20 protein-coding genes, 2 tRNA genes and 2 pseudogenes are annotated in these 19,476 nt (G+C 59.8%); 9 read left to right on the top strand and 15 right to left on the bottom strand.

The genetic code is table 11. The annotated features are described in order from the left end of the window. Nucleotides 1-96 precede the first annotated feature (96 nt). Complete coding sequence (locus tag ACZ9IU_RS28375; protein WP_040124547.1) at nt 97-942, bottom strand: hypothetical protein; 846 nt, start codon at nt 940-942, stop codon at nt 97-99. Nucleotides 943-1,031: 89 nt separating this feature from the next. After that, nucleotides 1,032-1,241, bottom strand: a pseudogene (locus ACZ9IU_RS28380) (CatB-related O-acetyltransferase); the annotation flags it as partial. Nucleotides 1,242-1,878: 637 nt separating this feature from the next. Between ACZ9IU_RS28380 and ACZ9IU_RS28385 the strand changes: the two are divergent. Beyond that, nucleotides 1,879-2,019: pseudogene (locus tag ACZ9IU_RS28385) on the top strand (IS481 family transposase); the annotation flags it as partial. A gap of 77 nt (nt 2,020-2,096) precedes the next feature. Here ACZ9IU_RS28385 and ACZ9IU_RS28390 read toward each other — a convergent pair. The 10 genes from ACZ9IU_RS28390 to ACZ9IU_RS28435 all read right to left on the bottom strand — a co-directional run bounded on the left by ACZ9IU_RS28390 (nt 2,097) and on the right by ACZ9IU_RS28435 (nt 7,917). Next, nucleotides 2,097-2,172, bottom strand: a tRNA-Phe gene (locus ACZ9IU_RS28390). A 166-nt stretch (nt 2,173-2,338) separates the two neighbouring features. Next, nucleotides 2,339-2,548: a DNA gyrase inhibitor YacG gene (yacG, locus tag ACZ9IU_RS28395; protein ID WP_040124545.1), complete on the bottom strand. Its 210-nt coding sequence runs from the start codon at nt 2,546-2,548 to the stop codon at nt 2,339-2,341. Between the two features lie 130 nt (nt 2,549-2,678). Then, nucleotides 2,679-3,299, bottom strand: a complete 621-nt coding sequence (locus tag ACZ9IU_RS28400; RefSeq protein ID WP_040124544.1) for a Maf-like protein — start codon at nt 3,297-3,299, stop codon at nt 2,679-2,681. 26 nt (nt 3,300-3,325) lie between these two features. After that, nucleotides 3,326-3,544, bottom strand: coding sequence for a translation initiation factor IF-1 (gene infA, locus ACZ9IU_RS28405; RefSeq protein ID WP_004435948.1), 219 nt, complete (start codon nt 3,542-3,544; stop codon nt 3,326-3,328). A 152-nt stretch (nt 3,545-3,696) separates the two neighbouring features. Next, nucleotides 3,697-4,290 (bottom strand): arsenate-mycothiol transferase ArsC, encoded by a 594-nt coding sequence (locus tag ACZ9IU_RS28410; RefSeq protein ID WP_498957829.1) that lies wholly within the window; start codon nt 4,288-4,290, stop codon nt 3,697-3,699. Between the two features lie 2 nt (nt 4,291-4,292). Next, nucleotides 4,293-4,766, bottom strand: coding sequence for a UPF0262 family protein (locus ACZ9IU_RS28415; protein WP_040124541.1), 474 nt, complete (start codon nt 4,764-4,766; stop codon nt 4,293-4,295). A 3-nt stretch (nt 4,767-4,769) separates the two neighbouring features. Next, entirely contained in the window at nt 4,770-6,083 is a 1,314-nt protein-coding gene (gene hisD, locus ACZ9IU_RS28420; RefSeq protein WP_040124539.1) for a histidinol dehydrogenase, read from the bottom strand. 67 nt (nt 6,084-6,150) lie between these two features. After that, entirely contained in the window at nt 6,151-6,585 is a 435-nt protein-coding gene (locus ACZ9IU_RS28425) for a DUF2948 family protein (protein WP_040125739.1), read from the bottom strand. A gap of 487 nt (nt 6,586-7,072) precedes the next feature. Beyond that, entirely contained in the window at nt 7,073-7,252 is a 180-nt protein-coding gene (locus ACZ9IU_RS28430; protein WP_197569354.1) for a hypothetical protein, read from the bottom strand. Nucleotides 7,253-7,392: 140 nt separating this feature from the next. After that, nucleotides 7,393-7,917: an NAD(P)/FAD-dependent oxidoreductase gene (locus tag ACZ9IU_RS28435; protein ID WP_051900397.1), complete on the bottom strand. Its 525-nt coding sequence runs from the start codon at nt 7,915-7,917 to the stop codon at nt 7,393-7,395. 26 nt (nt 7,918-7,943) lie between these two features. Between ACZ9IU_RS28435 and ACZ9IU_RS28440 the strand changes: the two genes are divergently transcribed. Both ACZ9IU_RS28440 and ACZ9IU_RS28445 read left to right on the top strand, forming a co-directional pair. After that, the gene (locus ACZ9IU_RS28440; RefSeq protein WP_040124538.1) at nt 7,944-8,843 is read left to right on the top strand and encodes a helix-turn-helix transcriptional regulator; all 900 of its coding nucleotides are present in this window, start codon (nt 7,944-7,946) and stop codon (nt 8,841-8,843) included. Nucleotides 8,844-8,905: 62 nt separating this feature from the next. Then, entirely contained in the window at nt 8,906-9,784 is an 879-nt protein-coding gene (locus tag ACZ9IU_RS28445; protein ID WP_040124536.1) for an NmrA family NAD(P)-binding protein, read from the top strand. A gap of 104 nt (nt 9,785-9,888) precedes the next feature. Here the strand turns inward: ACZ9IU_RS28445 and ACZ9IU_RS28450 are convergent, their stop codons facing one another. The 3 genes from ACZ9IU_RS28450 to ACZ9IU_RS28460 all read right to left on the bottom strand — a co-directional run bounded on the left by ACZ9IU_RS28450 (nt 9,889) and on the right by ACZ9IU_RS28460 (nt 12,527). Beyond that, nucleotides 9,889-10,731, bottom strand: a complete 843-nt coding sequence (locus tag ACZ9IU_RS28450; protein WP_040124534.1) for an oxidoreductase — start codon at nt 10,729-10,731, stop codon at nt 9,889-9,891. A gap of 138 nt (nt 10,732-10,869) precedes the next feature. Beyond that, a complete protein-coding gene (gene murA, locus ACZ9IU_RS28455) occupies nt 10,870-12,162 on the bottom strand; it encodes a UDP-N-acetylglucosamine 1-carboxyvinyltransferase (protein ID WP_040124532.1) in 1,293 nt (430 codons plus the stop codon). Nucleotides 12,163-12,275: 113 nt separating this feature from the next. Further along, entirely contained in the window at nt 12,276-12,527 is a 252-nt protein-coding gene (locus ACZ9IU_RS28460; protein ID WP_040124531.1) for a hypothetical protein, read from the bottom strand. Between the two features lie 152 nt (nt 12,528-12,679). Here ACZ9IU_RS28460 and ACZ9IU_RS28465 point away from each other — a divergent pair. The 6 genes from ACZ9IU_RS28465 to ACZ9IU_RS28490 all read left to right on the top strand — a co-directional run bounded on the left by ACZ9IU_RS28465 (nt 12,680) and on the right by ACZ9IU_RS28490 (nt 19,475). Next, a tRNA-Thr gene (locus ACZ9IU_RS28465) sits at nt 12,680-12,754 on the top strand. A gap of 1,073 nt (nt 12,755-13,827) precedes the next feature. Beyond that, complete coding sequence (locus ACZ9IU_RS28470) at nt 13,828-15,618, top strand: ABC transporter ATP-binding protein (RefSeq protein WP_040124530.1); 1,791 nt, start codon at nt 13,828-13,830, stop codon at nt 15,616-15,618. An 88-nt stretch (nt 15,619-15,706) separates the two neighbouring features. After that, complete coding sequence (locus ACZ9IU_RS28475) at nt 15,707-16,954, top strand: glycosyltransferase family protein (RefSeq protein WP_040124529.1); 1,248 nt, start codon at nt 15,707-15,709, stop codon at nt 16,952-16,954. A gap of 168 nt (nt 16,955-17,122) precedes the next feature. Next, nucleotides 17,123-17,599: a cupin domain-containing protein gene (locus ACZ9IU_RS28480; protein WP_051900395.1), complete on the top strand. Its 477-nt coding sequence runs from the start codon at nt 17,123-17,125 to the stop codon at nt 17,597-17,599. Next, nucleotides 17,596-18,705, top strand: coding sequence for a DegT/DnrJ/EryC1/StrS family aminotransferase (locus ACZ9IU_RS28485; protein WP_040124528.1), 1,110 nt, complete (start codon nt 17,596-17,598; stop codon nt 18,703-18,705). The genes ACZ9IU_RS28480 and ACZ9IU_RS28485 overlap by 4 nt, the downstream gene beginning before the upstream one ends. Beyond that, nucleotides 18,702-19,475: a class I SAM-dependent DNA methyltransferase gene (locus ACZ9IU_RS28490; protein WP_040124526.1), complete on the top strand. Its 774-nt coding sequence runs from the start codon at nt 18,702-18,704 to the stop codon at nt 19,473-19,475. Before ACZ9IU_RS28485 ends, ACZ9IU_RS28490 begins: the two co-directional genes overlap by 4 nt. Nucleotide 19,476: the final 1 nt, after the last annotated feature.

Genomic DNA, 19,476 nt, shown 5'->3' on the forward strand with positions numbered 1-19,476 from the left:
TGATGATTACCCAGTCTGAAGGGTTCAGATCAATCCGTATCGCACTGTTTCTCCGCTGCGCCTCGTCGCCACTATCGCCATTCCGCTTCAGTCCCACTATTGCCTCAGGAAAACCTCGTCGAAATCAACTTTCGGGAACACGTCCATGTAATGAGATGGATTTTCATTGGCATTGTAGATGTTTTTTCTAATGGAATAAAGATATTTATACTTCCTGAAAATGTCCGCGTGTCTACGCATCTGGAATTCAGCGTCAGCAAAGTCGAGGTTTGCTTGATCTGGCTTCATCGCGTGCTCTTTGGTATGGTCGAAGAAGTATACGAGCTTGCCATTGAACCAGTCATGGTCGAAGCCAATTAAGTATATCTCGCTGAAGCCCAAGTAAACTGCCAGCGTAACAGCGGTTTCGGAAACCGACCAGATTTTCGGTATCTGCGAAAGATCAACAGGGAGATTGAAGTTGCCATTCCACGAGATATAATCAACCCAGTGGACACTTCGATTACGAAACAGTCCATTTTGATCAATCATGTTTCGGTCACCGATATGCAGCACCATTGCAGCGTCGGAAGTCTTTTGTTCCATCTCACGGAGCCACGACACGAACTTTTCCGTCGAGTACAGCTCACCATGACTTGAAAGCAGTGGCGGCAAAACGTGGTAGCGGGGTCTGATGGTCTCGAAAAGCGGGTGGACGAAAGTGTTACTCACACTGATGACGGTCTCACCCTGCAGTTTATTTAGATCCTGTCGCGAAATCGATGATCCCGCTCCAAGGACGAAGCAGCGTTGCCCCGAGTGGAGGTTCTCGAGATCTCGTGTCGACAGCAGTGCTGTACGCTCTTCTCCCGGCTTCTTGAGCCAATTCTTCCGCCGGCGGATGCGATCCTTAAGCTCCGCTCGCTCAGCGCGATTGAATAGCAATCTCAAAACATTTGTCACGCGAGCTTGTTCTCAAACAACGGATGACTTTCCCCATTTGCCGGCATGCGCAACTGGGCGGCTCGCCGCCGCAGCTCTGCTTCCGGCCAATCCCACCACCTGAGCTTTAGGAAGCGCTCGATGACTGACGAGGAAAATCGATGGCGAATGAGCTTCGCCGGCACGCCCCCAACAATGGAATAGGGATCAACGTCATGGTTTACAACTGCTCCCGCGGCGATGATTGCCCCGTCTCCGATCCTCACACCGTCCATAATAAGAACGTTCGCTCCAATCCAAACATCGTTCCCAATCTCTACCGGTTCGGCATCTTCTTCAAAGTAGTCAGTCTCGACGAAGCTAACTCCAGCCTGTTTCTTGGTTGAGTAAAATACCGGATGGGTTGTCGCCCAATCGACTGGGTGCCGACCAAAGCCGCCAATTTTTGTTTCAGGCCCAATAGAACAGAATTGGCCGATGGACGCATTAGAGATTGAAGCTCCTGCAATGTAGGTGAAGCGTCCGAGCTTCGTTCGCGATAAAATCGTATTTTTATGTAAGACGTTATACTCAGAGAAGGAAGTGTATTTATCAAACCGACTTTGTTTAGAGACCGACAATCCTTTGTGAGCCGACAAGATTGATTTTCGCCAATTTCGACGTGACAACCAATCGTGTAAAAACATCCTTGAAACTCCAATCTAACGCAGGTGAAAATGTGGAAGCTACCCCGATTGGATAGCCGCTTAGCTTAGCTTTTGTCAAATTATGTTTTCCTAAAACACACAAGAAGCTAGCTGGATGCCATATGAGTTATGGCGCGTGAATGCATAGGGCTTAACCGTCGATGCCGACGATTGGAATCTCCAAAAACCTTAACTGTCGGCGTGGATGCGCTCTGCGCCTTTACCGCCGACTTCAAAGGCGAGTTCAAGCTTGGCGGCCAATACTGTTACCCGCAGCGACAACGGCTTGCCATTCGCGAGCCCAAACGGGCTCTATAATCTGTCCAAGCTGTCGGTGTGGTGACTGAGGCTCGGCATCGCCTTCGAACGCGTCAGGCCGGGCCGTCCCCGACGAAACGGGCGGCGTGAGCAACCCCTTCGGCACGAGGTTGTCACCCATGTCTTAGGAACGAACTGTTACCTATGTATCCAGGTCGGACAAGAAAAAAATGGTGCCCGGAGGCGGATTTGAACCACCGACACGCGGATTTTCAATCCGCTGCTCTACCAACTGAGCTATCCGGGCATCGAGGCCTGAGGCCTTCCGGCCGAGGCCGGCGGGGGGTCGTGTCCCCCGGAGCGAGCGGGGTTATAACATCTTGTTCGGCCATGTCCAGCGCCAGAACCCACTTTTTTGACAGGTTTGCGAAAATCGCCAATTCCTGAACAAAAACAGGCACGACCTGCCCGGCTCAGTCGTCCGAGCCGTCGGCCTTGGCCTCATCGTCCGAGACCGGAATGGCGTAGGAACCCGTCAGCCAGCGCGACAGGTCCAGCGTGCGGCAGCGGTCGGAGCAGAAGGGATAGTGGTCGCGGGCGGACGGCTTGCCGCATTCCGGGCAGGGCCTCGTCTTCCTGAGCGGCTCGACCTTGCCGCCGGTCTTGATCGGTTCTGATGTCATCTCTGAATACTCCTTTCTACAGGGGGCATGGCGCATTCGGCAGCCTTCCAGCGCCGATGACACCCCACGGGCGCAGCCGGAGCATCTTTCGGCTTGCTCCATCGGCCTGCACCGTCTGAACCCGCCTCTATCAGCCTTCCGGCCAGGCCGCGGCCACGTCGAAGCCTTCGCCGGCCAGAAGTCCGGTCACCTCGAAAAGCGGCAGGCCGACGACGTTGGTGTAGGAGCCGACCAGCTTCTGCACGAACGATCCGGCAATACCTTGGATCGCGTAGGCACCCGCCTTGCCGCGCCATTGCCCGGAGGCGATATAGTTGTCGATCTCGCGGGTGGAAAGCCGCTTGAAGCGCACCTTGGTCTGCACCACCTTCTGGCGGAACTGGCCGCCGGGGGTGATCAGGCAGATGCCGGTATAGACCCAGTGTCCGCGCCCGGAGAGCAGGTGCAGGGCAGACGAGGCCTGCTCCGTATATTCGGTCTTTTCGAGAATGCGGCGACCGACGGCGACCACCGTGTCGGCCGACAGGATATAGCTGTGCCTCCAGGCCGGATCGTTGCGGATGGCGCCGAGCGCCGCTTCGGCCTTTTCCGTCGAAAGCCGGCGGGCGAGCGAGCGCGGATGTTCGGATTTCTTCGGCGTCTCGTCGATATCCATCGGCATCAGCCGCGCCGGCGCGATGCCGGCCTGGTTGAGGAGGTCGAGACGGCGCGGAGAACCGGAGGCCAATATCAGCTTTTGTTCCAGCGCCATGAGAGCCCGCCGCGAATGAAGGGATTTTACTTGAAGCGGTAGGTGATACGGCCCTTGGTCAGGTCGTAGGGCGTCATTTCGACAAGCACCTTGTCACCGGCGAGAACGCGGATGCGGTTCTTGCGCATGCGGCCGGCGGTATGGGCGATGATCTCGTGTTCGTTTTCGAGCTTCACGCGGAACGTCGCGTTGGGCAGGAGTTCGGTCACGACGCCCGGGAATTCGAGGACTTCTTCTTTAGCCATCTATAGTTTTTCTTCCTGTGTTGGGTTGGGCCGGCAACGCTTTTCGCGCCCGCCCGGAAATTTGCGCGGAAACTACACAATCGTGTCCGCTTTGTGAACCTCGCTTGCGCGCTATTCTCAATGTCGTTTCAAGTCACATCCGGCAGGCCGTTTCAGGCGGTCTCGGCGGGGTGCCGACTGATGCCGGAAAGCCGCTCGTCGATCAGCCGCCAGAGGTGGTCTCGAACCTCACGATAGGCATCGAGCATCTGGTCGCGGGTGCCGGTCGCAGCGGTCGGATCCATGGTCGGCCAGTAGACCACGTCGACGGCATTGGCCCGGGTCAGTTCCAGCGCGGCATGGTGGGCTTCCGGCGTCAGCGTGACGATCAGGTCGAAAAAATCGTCCTCGAGCTCTTCGAGCGTACGCGGCTGGTGGCGGCCGATCGAAAGGCCGACCTCCTCCAGCACCGCATCCACGAAGGGATCGCGCTCTCCGGAGCGCACGCCCGCCGACTGGACGTAGATATCGGGTGGCAGCAGCCGCTTTGCATGGCCGATCGAAAGGCCGACCTCCTCCAGCACCGCATCCACGAAGGGATCGCGCTCTCCGGAGCGCACGCCCGCCGACTGGACGTAGATATCGGGTGGCAGCAGCCGCTTTGCAATGGCCTCCGCCATCGGCGAACGGATGATGTTGAAGCCGCACATAAAAAGGATGGCGCCCGGTCTCTTGGTTTTGGTCTCCGGCGCGAGCACTGCTTCCATGCTCAACCGCGCCAGTAAAGCACGCAGACCAGCGTGAAAAGCCGGCGGGCCGTGTTGAAATCGACGCGGATCTTGCCGTCCAGCCGGTCCATCAACGTCTGCGAGCCTTCGTTGTGGACGCCGCGCCGGCCCATGTCGATCGCCTCGATGCGGCTTGGGGTCGAGGAACGGATTGCCTCATAATAGCTTTCGCAGATCATGAAGTAATCCTTGATGATCCGCCGGAAGGGCGTCAGCGACAGGATATGGGTCGCGACCTCGTCGCCCCTGTCGGTGGTGATGCCAAGCACCAGCTTGGCATCGACGAGCGAGAGCTTCAGCTTGTAGGGCCCGCCGGCATGGCCGAACGGCTCGAAGGAGTTTTCCTCGACCAGGTCAAAGATGGCGACTGCCCGCTCGTGCTCCACATCGGGCGTCGAACGCCCGATAGAATCGTCCAGGACGACATCGTAGAGCCGGAAGTCGCCTCGCCCCATCCGTCAGCCCTCGTCGTCGAGGGGCAGGCCGTTCAGGCGGATTGCGACGGAACGGGCGTGCGCATCGAGCCCTTCGGAATGCGCAAGCGTGATCGCCGCCGGCGCGAGCTGGCGGAGCTGATCAGGCCCAAGCCGCAGGATGGAGGTGCGCTTGACGAAATCCAGCACCGAAAGGCCGGAGGAAAAACGGGCCGAGCGGGCGGTCGGCAGCACGTGATTGGAGCCGCCGACATAATCGCCGATCACTTCCGGCGTATGGCGGCCGACGAAGATCGCACCGGCATTGCGGATGCCCGGCAGCAGCGCGTCGGGATCGGCAACGGCAAGCTCCAGGTGCTCGGCGGCAATGCGGTTGGCGAGCGGCAGCGCCGCCTGCAGGTCCGGCACCAGGATAACGGCGCCGAAATCGCGCCAGCTTGCCGCGGCGGTCTGCGAACGAGACAGGGTCTTCAGCTGGCGCTCGACGGCCGCCTCCACCGCCTTGCCGAGCCGGGCGTCATCGGTGACGAGGATCGACTGGGCGCCGGCATCGTGTTCGGCCTGGGCGAGCAGGTCGGCGGCCAGCCAGTCCGGATCGTTCTCAGCGTCGGCGATGACCAGGACTTCCGAAGGGCCGGCGATCATGTCGATGCCGACCGTGCCGAAGACATGCCGCTTGGCGGCCGCCACATAGGCATTGCCGGGGCCGACGATCTTGGCGACCGGGGCGATCGTCTCTGTGCCGTAGGCGAGCGCTGCCACGGCCTGGGCGCCGCCAACGCGGTAGATCTCGGTGACGCCGGCGATGCGGGCAGCGGCGAGCACCGCCGGATTGATCTTGCCGCTGCTTGCAGGCACGACCATGACCACGCGCGGCACGCCGGCGACCTTTGCCGGCACCGCATTCATCAGCACCGAGCTCGGATAGCTGGCGGTGCCGCCGGGAACATAGAGGCCGACCGCCTCGATCGCCGTCCAGCGGGAGCCCAAGCCGACGCCGATCGCGTCCTCGTAGATGTCGTCCTTCGGCATCTGGCGGGCATGGTGGCGCTCGATACGCTCGGCGGCGAACTTCAGGGCGCCGACGACCTTCCGGTCGGTCTCGGCGAAGGCGGCGTCGATCTCGGCCTCGGTCACCTTTATTCCGACCGTGGCGAGGTCGATACCGTCGAAACGGGCGGAATAATCGATCAGTGCCTGGTCGCCGCGGGCGCGCACATCGTCGATGATGGCGCGTACCACCGTATTCACATCTTCCGAGACCTCCCGCTTGGTCGAGAGAAATGCGGAAAACTTCGCCTCAAAATCCTGCGACGCCTGATCCAACCAGATTGCCAAGCGGATATCCCTTCCAGCTCAAAAAACGATGTTATCCCGCTCAGACCGTTCGGGCAAAGGGGCCAGATCAGGGATGACGGGGCTTCGACGCCGTTTCCCATGCGCCGCCGACATCCGCAAGAGCAACTTCGATGCATTCGACATCGAGCGCAATCGTCGATTTGCCGGAAAGCACCAGTTCGATCGTCCCTTCCGGGCCGTCGCCCTTCTGCGAGAAGGTGATCGCCAAAAGCGACAGGACCTCGTCGTTCCGGCCGCGATTGACGCCCGTCGAGCGTACTGCCTCGACCCGCTTGAAAACGATCGCCGAGCGGCGGCGTTCGAAACTTTTACGTTTTTTCTCGCCGGCATTTTCCCAGACGAAGCGGTTGGCCGCGAGCGAGAAGTTTCGTTCGGGCTGCGACCAGCGCACGTCACCCACCTTGAAGACCGCATCCTGCATATGGGCGGAAATGACACCCAGGTCGTCCGGGTCGAGGGCCAGCAGCTTCAAGTCGGTCATCGCTTCCAATATCCATCCAGAGGCGCGCGTTCACGCGAATGTTCCTGGGACTTGAGATAGGATGTGACGAGCCAAGAAGCAACGGCGGCGAACAAGACAGCATGCAGCTTTATCCGCAGCCGACAGATGGTGCCGGCACGGTTCAAAGACGGGAATGGGGCAGGCAGGGCATTGGGGTATTGATGTGAGGTAGGTTTCCACCTGCCCCGATCGTCTTTTGCGGTTCAGGGAGGATTTCCGAGCCCTCCCCTCGCCGCTTTTGACGACCGTCACCAGAACCGGGCACTTTCGAACCTTGGTGAAGGCAGCCGGTTCGCGAACCCGGTTCCCATCCGATGACGCGGCCATTATTGCCCGGTGTCCTCATCGCGGGGATGTCGATGGAGCGAAAAATCTGCCAAGCCGTTGAAGAAGCAGGAACGCAACCGCCATCCGGCCGCATTTCGTCCCCCGGGGTTATCGGGGGATATCGCCTTGGCATGCGTAGTTACGAATGCGCTACGATGGGATTAACAAGGCGAGGCGCTTCCTCGGCAACCGCCAATATGATGCCTGACTTTCGGGTCGAGGCGAAATCCAATCCGGCGAAATAGAGGCCCGGCAGGGCGGTCACGCCGTCCTCGTGAACCGGTTGCCCCAAGCTGTCGAGCACACCGGGAAGTCTCACCCAACTAAAATCACCCTTGAAGCCTGTGCACCACACCACGCTGTTTATTCCGGACCGGGATAAGTCAAGCGAACAGACAGGCGGGTTCGGCCGACGCAGCGCGACCGTCTCCGCCGGGTCGGGCTGCGCAGCGGGCACATCTATTCCAGCGCGGCTGATATATATTCGTCGACATGGCGTTTGACGCTGTCCGAGGATTGATCCGCAAAGCTGACATTCGCTTCGAGATCGTCGGCGAACGAGAGGCGACCGCCATCCTCGACCCCGGTCAATCGCCCAAGAAGCGTGACACCCTGGGCGCCGAGCGCCTGAAGGCTGATCGTGTGCAGCGAGCCAAGCACGCCACGAGCCGGGATTCGCCCCGCAAGCCGAAGAACTTCCTCTCGCCGCACGTCCAGAAACCCACTTTCCTCAAGCCAGACCATGATGTCACGACCCCGGTAGCGCCGTGGCAAGCGTCCGACGCGGCTGGTAGCGAGGAAGACCGTTCGGCCTGATTCGGCCAATTCCTCCGCGATCTGGACGCCCGATTGGCCGCCTCCGACCACCAGCACCGGTCCGTAGGGCAGATCGGCATCGCCGCGGTAACCGGCCGACGGCAGACCCCTACTCCGCTCGAATTGGCGCGTTGTTGCGAAGGCGAATGAGGGGTAGCATCGTTCCAAACGTTGAGATCCGAGCACATCCGACCATGACACTTTCCTCGCCGCAACCGTCACCCCGGATCCTCTTTTCCAGTGAGGGAAGAGCCTGGAATGCGCTCGATGCCGCTCTCGTGCATATCCCGGGCGGAATGTCCTCGCATGCGCGGGGGAGCGAACTGCATCGACTGGGCATGCATTTCGGTCCGCCCGTCCAGGCGGATTGCACGGTCGGCGACAGGCGGATGCGGCGTTTGCAGAAGCCCGGCGATATCGATTTCGTTCCGGCGGGCGTGGATGGATCCTGGGAGGACGATGCGGATTGCCAGATCCTGCGGCTGAGCCTTCGCCCCTCGCTTCTGGAACAGGTTGCCGAAGAGCTTGGAAGGGGCACAGCAAGGATCGAATTCATCCCGCGGCTCCAGCTTCGCGATGCCCGTATCGAGGCGATCGGCTGGGCCATCAAGGCGGATCTCGAGGCGGAAATGCCGTCCGATCCGCTCTACATCGATCTTCTGGCAAACGCGCTGGCCGTCCGACTGATCGAAACCACGACCGACGGCAGTCCATACCCAGCAGCCTCCGGCGCGCTGAGAATGTCCGCGCGCCAGCTCAGAATGCTGATCGACTTCATCGAGACGAACTTGGACCAGAAACTCCATCTCGCCGATCTGGCGACGGTCGCGGGCGTCAGCGTCACCCGGCTCAAGACGCTGTTTCGCCACAGCACCGGAACGTCCGTGCATCAATATGTGATGCGCCGCCGCATCGAATACGCAAGGGCCCTGATGGCCACGACGAGGATGCCGGCCAGCGAGATCGCCCTGGCCGCCGGCTTCGCTCACCAGAGCCACATGGCCTCGACGATGCAGCGTATCCTCGGGCAGACCCCGAGCGAGATCGCTCGTCCGGCACCCGAAATCCGCCCGAAACTGCAAAGATCCGTCTGAATCTGCGCGATGCGGCCTGCCCTATTCCTTAGCTCTATACCTCGCAACTCAAGGAATTGGACATGCTTGCAATCGTCGGAGCGGCCGGAAAGGTCGGTTATTCAACATCATTGGCATTGCGCAAGGCGGGCGTGCCCGTCAGGGCGATCCTGCGCGATCCGGCAAAGGCGGAACAGCTGAGCGAGATCGGCTGCGAGATCGCAATCGCCGACCTTCTGGATGCCGAAGCCCTCGCCAGATCGATCGCCGACGCGGATGCCGTACAGATCATCCTCCCGGCCTCGCCGCAGGCGAAAGACACCGCCGACGAGATGCTGCGGGCGATAGAAAGCCTTGCCGGAGCGCTCGAACAGGCGCGCACCAAGCAGGTGCTGGCGATTTCCGACTACGGCGCTCACGTCGCCGACGACATCGGGATGCCCAGCATGTTCCGCATATTCGAGGACAGGCTCGGCCGGCTCGATAGCCACACGTTGCTGCTGCGATCGGCGGAGCATATGGAAGGATGGGGGCGCGTCATCCCGACCGCCCTCGCATCCGGCATCCTGCCGACCTTTCACGACCCGGTCGGCAGGAAGTTTCCAACGATTTCGGCTTCGGACCTCGGCCCGATTGCCGCCGGCCTTCTGTTGCAGCCTGCCACCGGCAAAGGACTCGAGGTCATCCATGCCGAAGGGCCAGACCGATACAGTGCCAGCGACGTTGCGGAGGCGCTGGGCCAGCTCGTTGGTCGGACCGTTTCCGCACAAACCATACCCCGTCCGCAATGGAAGGAACGTTTCGAGCGGATCATGAACGCGAGTGCTGCCGGACTGCTGATTAAGGTCTATGATGCCCATAACAAGGGCGGCCTGATCGATAGCGAACCGGGCGCCAGCAATATTCGTTACGGCACGACCGGACTGATCGATGCTTTGCGGCCGCTGCTTCCGCCGCAGTGAAGGCCGACCGGAGCGGTTGCGGTCCGGTCGGCTGCAGGACGGTTCACCACTCGCCGGGAGCGAATGACCGCCCTCACCAGCCGGCTGGCCCCACCGTGCCATCCTCAGCTGGGAAAATCGGCGGAAAGGCTGATTTCCTCCCAGAGTTCGATCTGGGCCAGGCGCTCCTTCAGCTTCTGGGTGACGGCATTATAGGCGATGGCGCCCAAAACCAGGTGGCGGGGCGCCTGATCCGCGTCGGTCGCGGCGATCATCGCCTCGCCGGCGCGCACCGGATCGCCCGGCTGGCGGCCGCTATAGCCGGCTGTCGCGCCCATGCGGGCGGCCGCCGTCTCGGAATAATCGGCGATCGTGCTCGGCGTCTGCTTCAGGGATCGGCCGGCCCAGTCGGTGCGGAACGGACCGGGCTCAACGCAGGTGACCTTGATGCCAAGCGGCGCGCCTTCATGAGCGAGCGCATCGGAAAAACCTTCGACCGCATGTTTGCTCGCCGCATAATAGCCGGAACTCGGAAGGCCCATGAAGCCGGCCATCGAGGTGATGTTGAGGATATGGCCCTTGCGCTTCGCGCGCATGCCCGGCAGCACGGCGCGGGTCATCGCGAACAGGCCGAAGACATTGGCGTCGAACATGGCGCGGATCTCGTCCTCCTCGCCCTCCTCGATCGAGGCCTGGTAACCGTAGCCGGCGTTGTTGACCAGCACGTCGATGCGTCCGAACTTCCGCTCAGCAGCCGAAACCGCATCAGAAACCTGCTTCATGTCCGTCACGTCGAGATCGAGCGCCAAAACATGGTCCCTGCCCTCGGCCAGATCGGCGACGCGATCCTTGCCGCGGGCGGTGACGACGGTCGGCCAGCCGCGCTCGATGGTCAGTTTGGCAAGTTCGCGGCCGAAGCCGGTGGAGCAGCCGGTGATGAACCAGACGGGGGCTTGAACATCGGTCATGGGAAAATCTCCGTGGGGTGCCGGATCAAACAATATGAGGCGGGATTAAGAAGGGCGTATGCAAAACATAGACATGCAAAAAAAGACGGCAAGGGCAATGCCCTGACCGTCCTTCAAAATCTCGATCTTTCGAATCGATCAGTCGCTGACGCGCTCGACCATCGCACCGCAGCGGGTGAGCTTCTCTTCCAGCCGCTCGAAACCGCGGTCCAGGTGGTAAACGCGGCTGACCATGGTTTCCCCTTCGGCGGCAAGGCCGGCGATCACCAGCGAGACGGAAGCGCGCAGGTCGGTCGCCATGACCGGAGCGCCCTTCAGCCGGGTCACGCCTTCAATCCGGGCCTTCTGGCCGGACAGCGAAATCCTGGCGCCGAGGCGGGCAAGCTCCTGCACGTGCATGAAGCGGTTCTCAAAAATCGTTTCGGTAATGTTCGAAACGCCTGAAGACCGGGTCATCAGCGCCATGAACTGTGCCTGCAGGTCGGTGGGGAAGCCGGGGAACGGCTCGGTGGTGATATCGACCGGCTGGATGCCGTTGCCGTTGCGCACCACGCGCAGGCCGGTCTCGGTCTCGGTGATGTGGGCACCGGCCAAACGCAGCGTGTCGAGGGCGTTGTCGAGCAACGACGCTTCCGTGCCCTCGAGCACGACGTCGCCGCCGGCCATCGCCACAGCCATGGCATAGGTGCCGGTTTCGATGCGATCCGGCAGGACCCGGTGGCGGGCGCCGGAGAGCGACGTGACGCCCTCGATGGTGATCGTCCGGGTGCCGGCGCCGGAAATCCTGGCGCCCATGGCGGTCAGGCATTTTGCGAGATCGACGACCTCCGGCTCACGGGCGGCGTTTTCGATCACCGTCGTGCCGCGCGCAAGCGTCGCCGCCATCATCATCACGTGGGTCGCGCCGACCGACACTTTCGGAAAGACGTAAGTGGCGCCGATCAGGCCGCCCTTGGGGGCCGTGGCGTTCACATAACCGCCGTCCACCTCCAGGGTGGCGCCGAGCGTCTGCAGGCCTTCGAGGAAGAGATCGACCGGACGGGTGCCGATCGCGCAGCCGCCCGGCAGCGAAACACGCGCCTGGCCTTCGCGGGCAAGCAGCGGCCCGATGACCCAGAAGCTCGCCCGCATCTTGGAGACCAGCTCATAAGGAGCGGTCGTATCGACGATGGTGCGGCAGGTGAAATTGATGGTGCGCGAATAGCTCTCTTCCTGGCGCTCGCGGCGGCCGTTGACGGCGACGTCGACCCCATGATTGCCGAGAATGCGCAGCAGCTGTTCCACATCGGCCAGATGCGGCACGTTTTCGAGCGTCAGCGTGTCGCTCGTCAGAAGGGAGGCGATCATCAGCGGCAGAGCGGCATTTTTCGCTCCCGAGATCGGAATGGTGCCCTTGAGTTCGTTGCCGCCTACAATTCTGATGCGATCCATAAGTTGTAACTCTTCCTTCTGAGAGCGCGAAAGGAGGCGTCCTTAAACGAAATCCGCCGCTGCTTCAATGATTGCTAAAATGGCCTGCCCGAATAGCCCGTCTGGCGCATAAGCTACGATGATTCGTCCGTTTTTGCGGCAGGCAGTCCCGGTTCTGCGGCGGGAAGTCCCTGGGTCAGATCCTCCTCGCCCGCCCGGCGGGCCCGCGCCTGGGTCTTGCGGCGCATCAGATTCTCGCGAAGCTTGGCCGCAGCCTTCGCCTTGCGCTGCGCTTCGCGGGCTTCCATCGCCTTGCGGTGCCGGTCGCCACGGCCTTCGCCGGTATCCCCACCTTCGGAATCGTGCCGTTCGTCATCATTCGCCATGGCCCTCCATACCGAAAAAGCGGGATTCTTGAAAGCGGAAGCGACGTTTTCCCCACCCGTTGGCAAAGAACTTGGAATTTGCGGCTTGCGCTGCCGGTGAACCTATGGCAATAGGCCGCTGCCGACGACGCGGGTCTTTCGCGCCGGCTGACGCTGCTATAGCTCAGGGGTAGAGCACTCCCTTGGTAAGGGAGAGGCCGAGAGTTCAAATCTCTCTAGCAGCACCATTTTACATCCCAATAGAATCTTCAGCGCCAATAGTTCACGTTTGAAGCGGTTCGCTCGCAAGGCCGTTCAAAACCGGTCATGAATCGGAGCGCGCGCCGTGTCTTCGTGGAATCATTTTTGCCGGACCGCAAAGTTCCCCGATCAGATCTTTGCCTCACGGGCGACGATCGGGGATGCCGGGGAACTTGTTATGCTGCCGTTCATTTTAAGTCTGCTAATTTGGCTCATTACCATTGCTGGAGAAAAACAATGAGAGCGAAACTAATCGGGCTGTTGGCCGGTATATCGACCGTGCTTGTCGGGGTCGGCATTCAACCGGCGCCTGCCGCAGCCCAAGGATTCGAATTCGAATTCGGAGATCGTAGCCCCCGGATAGAGCGCCGTTACTATGATGACCGGCGGTACTATGATGACCGGCGATACGATCGCCGCGAGGAACGCCGCTATGAGCGTTCAGGCTGCGGCCGGCGTGAAGCTGTGGCCGCCGCCTCACGATACCTGAACGATCCGTACATTAACGCCGAGAACCGCAGTTATTATTATATCGACGGATACGGCAAGCGCGGCGGAGCCCGCAATCGTCCGGATTCCGTCATAATATCCAAGGCCCCTGGCTGCCCGCGCGTATAATAACACTGCCAGCAACTTAGTCAGGTTAGGCCAAGGGCGATGAGCCAGTGTTTGGCTTGTACCAGATTTCGCCGATTGGTTCGACATCAGATATGCTGGGGGAATGGGACCGCGGCAGCGGCTCCATTCTCCCAGGTTCGGGTGTCTTTGTATTGGCAGCGTGCTCAGAGGTACTGGACGATGTATGCAAGCGCGCCAAAAACTGGCGGCGCCTCGCGGCCATTCCCTGCCCTTGCTTCTTCCTCTGCGAATTGATTGAATAACTCACGCCCGGACGCATCCAGGATGCCAGCGGGCGGCGGCGAATGGCCTCGTCCAGCTCATGCGCGCGTGCAACGGCCATGCAAAATCGTATTTGCGCGGTTGGCAAAGTATGCGCCAAGCGTTTAATACCCCGCAAATGTGAAAACTCATCGTCGGTGCGACGAGCGGGGAAGCCCAATTGAACGGCAAAAAGAACAAGAAGACCCATTTGGATTCGGGCACCGTTGCCAGCGTCCTGAAACGGGTGATCGCCGAGAACGGCAGGGATCACGTCCGCGGATATGCTTTTGCGATCTCCTGTCTGGTGGCGACAGCCATGTCTACCGCCTTCACCGCGTGGATTATGGAGTCGGTTGTCAACGAGGCTTTTGCCAACAAACGGGCCGACATGGTCCTTGTCATTTGCCTTGGGATCTTTGCGGCCTTCGTGGTTCGCGGTTTCGCGACCTATGGACAAGCGGTGACGCTGTCTAAGATCGGCAACAATATCGTCGCCCGCTATCAGAGGCGCCTTTATTCGCATCTCATGAAGCTTTCGGTCGGTTTTTTTGCGGAAGCAAGGTCCGCCCAACTGACGGCGCAAGTCAATCAGAATATCGGGGGCATAAAAGACGTTCTTAACCTGACGGTCACATCGACAGCTCGCGATTTGCTGACGCTGGCGTCGCTGATTGTCGTGATGGTCTCGAAGGACTGGGTTCTCTCGCTGATCGTGTTCACCGTTGCTCCGCCCCTCATTCTTGCGATCCGTTACCTATCGCAGCGGCTGCGTAGCGTGACGCGCGAATCCGTCGAAGTGAGCAGCAAAGTACTTGGCGCCATGCAGGAAACGATCCAGGGAATCACGATCGTCAAGGCCTTCACCATGGAACGGCAGCTGGAGCGGAAGGTCCGGCGCATTATCGAAACATCCGAAAGACAGAACAATCGAATTGCGCGTCTTTCTGAACGCACGGCACCGCTCACCGACACGTTTGCAGGCGTTGCGATCGCCAGCGTGATCGGTTACGCATCCTTCCGCTCCATCTATGACAACGTTGCGCCCGGCGCCTTCTTCGCATTCATCACAGCGCTGCTGATGGCTTACGACCCCGCCCGCCGGCTTGCCAGAATGCAGGTGGAGCTTGAGCGAGCAGTTGTTAACGCCAAAATGATCTACAGCTTGCTGGATATGCAGCCATTGCAGCGGGAAAATCCAACGGCACTCGACCTTGTCGTCACCAATGCGCAAATCGAGCTCAAGCGTGTCGTGTTCGCGTATGGCAATGGGGAGCCGATTCTGCGGGGCGTGGATCTCATCGCAGAAGGCGGCAAGACAACCGCCCTGGTCGGTCCTTCGGGCGCCGGCAAATCGACGATCATCTCGCTGATCCCCCGCTTCTACGATCCGGCCGAAGGCCAGATCCTGATCGACGGACAAGACATAGCCCATGTGACCAAGGCGTCGCTGCGCCACAGCCTCGCCTATGTCACGCAGCAACCCTACCTGTTCGAAGGAACGATCCGCGACAACATCCGCTATGGACGGCCGGAAGCGACCGATGCCGAAGTGGAGGAAGCCGCCCGCCTCGCCCATGCCCATGAGTTCATACTCACGCAGCCGGCGGGTTACGAAACACCGGTCGGCGAAAACGGCATGACGCTCTCCGGCGGCCAACGGCAACGCCTGTCGATCGCACGCGCGCTCGTGCGCAACGCACCGATCCTACTTCTCGACGAAGCCACCTCCGCACTCGACAACGAATCCGAAGCCGCCGTGCAAAGGGCGCTCGATTCGGCTATGCATGGGCGAACGGTCGTCGTTATTGCCCATCGCCTGTCGACGGTCGTCAATGCCGACAAGATCATCGTGATGCATGAAGGACGCGCAGTCGAAGAAGGCACGCACCAGGAACTTGCCAAACGCGATGATGGCCTTTACGCCCGTCTCAACAATCTGCAGGCGTCTGAAAAGACCGAATCTGAATGAAATACACCGCTCCCATCCATGGCGGGCGCAGTTGCGCATGCGTTCTGCTGCTTCTGAACCAGAGCGTTATTCAAGAGAGTATGGGTCGATGAACGACGCGGGAAAGCGTAAAAAGCTTCTGATTGTAGAGCGAAAGCTCGTCCACAATCGCGGACATCATCATACTCAGATTTCTGCGCTGCGTACGTATCTGCCGGATCATGAGACAAGCCTCGTCGCAGGGGAAACCTATGACGGCTTCTTGGGAGCGGCGGCCGGAGAGCTTACCGCCAAGTCGGTTAAACTGGCTAAATTGCGATCACGTTTGCTGCACGGAAATGTATTCGAACGACTGGAAGCGGGATTCGGCGCCCTCAAATCCGTGCGAACTATCAAGTTGCCTCCTTCGGCATTCGGAGCGCAATTGGCTGAGATATGCCAAGGCCTTCAACTGGGGGCCGACGATCTTGTCATCGTGCCGACCGCAGAACTCGATACCCTTGAGTCAGCCGTTGAGCTGACAGCTATATTGGGAGATGCGGCGCCTAGGATTTGTCTTCGCTTTCTGAATTCGGAACTGGGTGACCGAAACGAGCGGCTCCGTTCAAAGCGGCTCGAGGCGATCCTTACGAACCTGCCCGCAAATGTTTTCCTATTCACCGAGACCGAGGAACTGTCAGTCCATTTCCGCGAGACTTTTGGCATGCCTGTAGAAGGCGGGTTCTACCTGCCCTGCAGCATGAATGCCACAATTATTCCCGGTGCCAGGATCGATCGAGGTGATAGGTTTCGGATAGGTGTTTTCGGAGAACCGAGACCCGAGAAGGGAAGCCGGCGGCTTACGGGTATCATCGCAGCTCTTGCCAAATTGGCCGAGACCCGAGCGGCGCCACCGTTGGATTTCCTTATTCAGGGTTCGACAGCTGATTTTCGTGAGGGCGGCGTTTATGGAGACCTGCGAAAATTTCAGGAGGGCGAATGGAATATCTTCGTTTCTCCGCAAGACAATCGCATTTCGCCTGAGGAGTTCGAACAGCTTTTTCATTCTGTAGATGTGGTCCTGCTGCCATACGAAACGGCTATCTACAGCCTTCAGGGGTCCGGTGTCGTTCAAGATGCCGTCGCCGCCCACAAACCCGTCATCCATACTCGATATATGTCGATGATGGCATTTCTTTCCCACGGAAATGGCGTCCCTGCGACGACCGACCAGGAATTCGCGGAAGCTATTCTGCGCGTTGCGGCTGATCCTTTGAGCCTTCAAGAAGGTACCGCTCGTGCAGCCGTTTATTTTCGGAATGCCCTCGCTGGTAATCCGCTTCTGCGCGTATTGCAGACATCGCTGCGTGACCGGTAGCAGAGTTCATAAGTCGGCCAGATCGAACCGGGGAGACCGGATCGGTTTTTCTTTAGGCCAGTATCCGGTTTGGGCCACGAAATCTTCTGAATGTCCACGACAGGTGCTAGATAGACTGCAACGGTAGAGGTATAGGCTTCCGATGGGCCATAAATCCTGGGATGAAAAATGATTAAGCGGATAAGTTTCAACGGGACAGAGATTGCGATCATCATATCCAGCAAATTCACGTCACCGGGTGTGACATTCGTGACGGATGGAAGCTATTCGCAGCAATTGGCCTACATGAAACGCCCCGAGGGCGAATATATCCGGCCCCATTATCACAATCTCAACGAGCGGGCGGTCCAGCTCACCCAGGAAGTGCTCGTCATCAAGAGTGGTCGCCTGCGGGCCGATTTCTATACATCGGAACAGCAATATATCGGATCAGAAGAGCTCGGCGCGGGCGACGTGCTGATGCTGACATCTGGCGGACACGCTTTCAAGATGCTGGAGCCCGTCGAGATGCTGGAGGTCAAGCAAGGCCCCTACGCCGGAAATGAAGACAAAACCATCTTCGAAGGGGCTTCCGAGCAGGAAATCGTCTCCTTGCCATCCGCCCATTTTTCGATCGATCCAGACCAGAAGGTGAAGGCTCCATGATCCCCGTCAACACACCGTCATTCAAGGGGCGGGAAGCCGAGTACCTCGCGGAATGCATCGAAAGCGGCTGGGTCTCATCCGAAGGCCCGTTCGTTCGCCGATTTGAGCTAGCCTTTGCCGCCAAGGTTTCGCGCGCTGACGGCGTCGCGGTCGCGAACGGGACATGCGCCCTGGACGTCGCTGTCAAGGCTCTGAAGATCGGAGAAGGCGACGAGGTCATCATTCCGACATTCACCATCATTTCCTGTGCCGCGGCCGTCGTTCGCGCCGGCGCGACGCCGGTCGTGGTCGATTGTGATCCCATCACCTGGAACATGACGGCAGAGGCGATCGAGCAGCGCATCACGCCCCGCACCAAAGCGATCATGGTCGTGCATATCTATGGGTTGCCCGTCGATATGGACCCGATCCTCGATCTGGCCAGGCGTCATGGCTTGAAGATCATCGAAGACGCCGCCGAGATGCATGGGCAGACCTACAAGGGAAAACCCTGCGGCAGCTTCGGCGATATCAGCATATTCAGCTTCTATCCCAACAAGCATGTCACGACGGGCGAAGGCGGCATGGTCCTGTCGGACGACCCCGAACTGCTCGAGCGGTCGCGCTCGCTTCGAAATCTCTGCTTCATCGAGGAACAGCGATTCGTGCATCACGAATTGGGGTGGAACTACCGGATGTCCAACCTGCAGGCGGCGCTGGGGCTGGCGCAGGTCGAACAACTGGATGACGTCGTTTCGCGCAAGCGAGCGATCGGCGCGGCCTATGAAGAGCGCCTGGGCGATCTCGACTGCTTCGACAGGGCGCCGCGCTCGACCAACTATGCCGACAATATCTATTGGGTTTTCGGTCTCGTGGTCCGCCCCTCGGCGAAAAAGACCCGCGCCGAGATCGTTTCGGCCTTGTCCAGCCGAAAGATCGGCACGCGCCCATTCTTCTGGCCGATGCATCGCCAGCCGGTCTTCGAGAAGATGGGGCTTTTCGCAGGTGAACATCACCCGGTCTCGGAGCATATCGGCGCCAACGGCTTCTATCTTCCAAGCGGTCTCGGGCTGTCGGATGCGGATATCGACGAGGTCGCCAGCGCCGTCCGCGAGATCGTTCGATGAGCGTGTTCGCGAATTACGCGGAAATCTACGACACCCTCAATGCCGGCAAAGACTATGCGAAAGAGGCTGAATTCGTCGCGCAACTGCTGCGGGAGATTGCGCCGGGCGCCCGAACGCTGGTGAATTTCGGATGCGGCACCGGTCAGCACGATCTGATGCTGGCCAAAAGCGGATTCGAAACTCTGGGCGTGGAATTGAGCCCTCACATGCTCGCGCAGGCGCAGGCAAGAGGCATGGCAGCCGATATCCCTGAGGGACACGCGCACTTCACACAGGGCGATTTCCGGAACTTCGACGCTGGACGGTCCTTCGATGCGGTTGTCTCGCTGTTCCATGTCATGAGCTATCAAACGAATGAAGCGGACGTGGCGGCCGCATTCGCGACATTGAGCGCCCACATGTCGAACGGATCCGTCGCTCTCTTCGACCTGTGGCACGGGCCGGCGGTAGAGCATGAGCTCCCCGAAACCCGAGTCCGCCGGGCTGAAAACGACAGTTTCAAGATTGTCCGGATCGCGGAGCCGCAGCACGACAGCAGCGCGCATGTCGTGACCGTCAAATTCACCTTCTTCGTCGAAGACAAGAAGACGGGCGCGATTTCAAGTTTCGAGGAACTCCATCCGATGCGGTATTTCTTTCCGGCGGAAATCCAAAGCCACATAGAGGCCGCCGGCTTGAAGCTGAAAGAGACCGGCGAATGGCTGACACGGAATTCTCCTTCGCGAGATACCTGGAGTGTCTACTATCTCGTTGAAAAAACCGGGCACTGAC

The sequence above is a fragment of the Mesorhizobium sp. USDA 4132 genome (assembly GCF_056279545.1).